Raw genomic sequence first — 2,140 nt, 5'->3', positions numbered from 1 at the left:
CAGGTTGAAGTGCTGCATCACGCCGGGCAGGTCACAGAAACGAACGTCGACGAACTTCACGTCCTCGTTCTTGAGGTATCGCAGCAGTTCCTCGGGATTGGCGAACACACATCCTCCTGGCACGTCCACGGGGTGGCTAGGCTTCTGGCGACGCTAGGGCCGGGGGGTTGCCCGGCCGTGTCTCCGTTGTTTCTGCCGTGTTACGTCCCTCGCGGAGTGTCAGCGACGCCCCGGTCCACGCCTCCGGTCCGCCAGGAACGCCGTACCGACTGTGCCAGTCTAGTGACATCTGATGCCTTTGGCCTGAATCGGCACACAGTGGCGGCGGCACCCCGCAAGCCCTCGTCCCGGCGCGGATATCCTTGACCGCTGTGACCAATCCGCACCCCCCGGCAGCGCCGGCCACCGACCCCACCTTCACCGCGCCGAGCCTCGGTCGGCGGTTCGGTGCGCTGATCATCGACTGGGTGCTCTGCCTACTGGTGTCCAACTTCTTCGCCGACCCGGTACGCGACGGCTGGGCGCCGGTACTGGTGCTGGTCCTGGTGTACGGGATCTTCCTCGGCCTGTTCGCCCAGACGCCGGGCATGTACATCACCAAGATCCGCTGTGTGAACTGGCACGACGGTGGCCGGATCGGCGTACTCCGAGGGCTGATCCGTGGCCTGCTGCTGGCCCTGGTCGTCCCCGCGCTGATCATGGATGAGCACCGGCGCGGCCTGCACGACCGACTCGCCGACTCGGTCATCGTCGACGCCCCCCGCGGCTGACCGGACCCCGTCAAGGCCGATCCGGGGCCACCCCCGAACGCAAGATCGCACTCGATCCAGGAAGTAGTGGCCTCCGTCCCGCACGAGCCCACTACATCCAGGATCGAGCACGATCATGACGATGTCCGTGGCCGGGCCGAGCCGGGGACGACCGGCGGGCCCGAGGGCGGGTGCGTTGAGGGTGTACGCGAAAGAGCCGGACCCGTGCGGGTCCGGCTCTTCTGCGTACATCTGGGGGGTCAGCGGCCCCGCGACTGGCGGAAGGCGCCTGGCGGCCGCATGTTCTTCGGGATCGCGCCCTTGGGCATCTGCGGGCGGGCGGTGAGCGCCTTGAGTCGCTTGTCCAGCGAGTTGACGTCCTTGCCGGAGAGGGCGCGGGGCAGCCGCAGCAGCGTCGTCCGCAGCTTGCGGATCGGCAGCTCGCCCTCTTCCTGCCCGATCACGTAGTCGTGCAGGGGAGCGGAGCCGATCACCTTGGACAGCCGCCGCTTCTCCTGGCCGAGCAGGCCGCGCACCCGCTGCGGGTTCCCCTCGGCCAGCAGGATCACGCCCGGGCGGCCGATCACCAGGTGGACCATGTCCATCTGTGTGGTCGAGCTGACCGCCGGGGTCACCCGCCAGTCGCCGCGCATGTTCTCCATGATCTGCGCCGCCGCGCCGGGTTGCCCCTCGGCGGCGTTCATCATCGCCTTGTTGGATCGCAGGTTGAGCACGATCAGCACCGCGAGCAGGATGAACAGGATGCCCAGCGGCAGCCAGATCCAGCCCCAGAAGATGACAGCGACCACGGTGAGCGCGAGCGGGATCAGCACCGCCGCGGCGACCAACGGCGCGAACCACCGGTCCTGCTTGGCGGTGAACTGGAACACCATCCCGATCTGCTTCAGCCGCTGGCCGAACGAGACCTTCTCCTGGGGCTTTGCCATGCCGCAGAGTCTAGTGGTCGCCGCCGGCCCGGTTGATCCGCGTCCGGGTGCCCGGGGCAGCTGAGTACCTTACGTCGCCGTACGCGCCCGGACCGGCCGGGTAAGGAGGCTGTGGGCGGGGAAGATGAGGCGCCATGCCCATGCCCGGGTGGGGCCTTCGCGCGAAGAGTCGTCAGCAGAAGACGACGACCCCACGAAGGAGCCCGACATGTTCGGCAACGACGCAGATTTCCTGCTCACCCTGCACCGTTCCCACGCCGCCGAGCTGCGCGCCGACGCGGCCGCGGACCGGCTCGCCCGGTCGCTGCCGCGTCCCACCAGCCGCGGGTGGTTGGGCCGGCGCAGGCAGGCCGGTCGCACCAGCGACGCCCGCCGGTGACCGCGCCCAGCGCAGCCGCCACGTCCCCGGCGCCCGCCGGGGCCGCCACGTCCCCGGCGCCCGCC

At 69.6% G+C, this 2,140-nt stretch carries 4 protein-coding genes; 2 read left to right on the top strand and 2 right to left on the bottom strand.

What is annotated here, in order from left to right; all coding sequences use genetic code 11:
• The coding region (locus ABZU74_RS33995; protein WP_222431430.1) for a glutamine synthetase at positions 1-108 on the bottom strand (108 nt) is incomplete at its 3' end.
• A 263-nt stretch (positions 109-371) separates the two neighbouring features.
• Here ABZU74_RS33995 and ABZU74_RS33990 point away from each other — a divergent pair.
• Positions 372-770 (top strand): RDD family protein, encoded by a 399-nt coding sequence (locus ABZU74_RS33990; protein WP_355432875.1) that lies wholly within the window; start codon positions 372-374, stop codon positions 768-770.
• A 239-nt stretch (positions 771-1,009) separates the two neighbouring features.
• Here the strand turns inward: ABZU74_RS33990 and ABZU74_RS33985 are convergent, their stop codons facing one another.
• Positions 1,010-1,696 (bottom strand): DUF4191 domain-containing protein, encoded by a 687-nt coding sequence (locus ABZU74_RS33985; protein WP_130403179.1) that lies wholly within the window; start codon positions 1,694-1,696, stop codon positions 1,010-1,012.
• Between the two features lie 208 nt (positions 1,697-1,904).
• Between ABZU74_RS33985 and ABZU74_RS33980 the strand changes: the two genes are divergently transcribed.
• Positions 1,905-2,075: a hypothetical protein gene (locus ABZU74_RS33980; RefSeq protein ID WP_355432872.1), complete on the top strand. Its 171-nt coding sequence runs from the start codon at positions 1,905-1,907 to the stop codon at positions 2,073-2,075.
• The last annotated feature ends 65 nt before the right edge of the window (positions 2,076-2,140 follow it).

It is taken from the genome of Micromonospora sp. NPDC005171, from assembly GCF_040608575.1.
Lineage (GTDB): Bacteria > Actinomycetota > Actinomycetes > Mycobacteriales > Micromonosporaceae > Micromonospora.
Note: the sequence above shows the minus strand (reverse complement) of the source record. Positions and strands in the feature narration are given on the sequence as shown.

Coding starts and splice junctions, on each gene's coding strand:
- ABZU74_RS33985 (WP_130403179.1), bottom strand. CDS start 1,696: ATGGCAAAGCCCCAGGAGAAGGTCTCGTTCGGCCAGCGGCTGAAGCAG.
- ABZU74_RS33980 (WP_355432872.1), top strand. CDS start 1,905: ATGTTCGGCAACGACGCAGATTTCCTGCTCACCCTGCACCGTTCCCAC.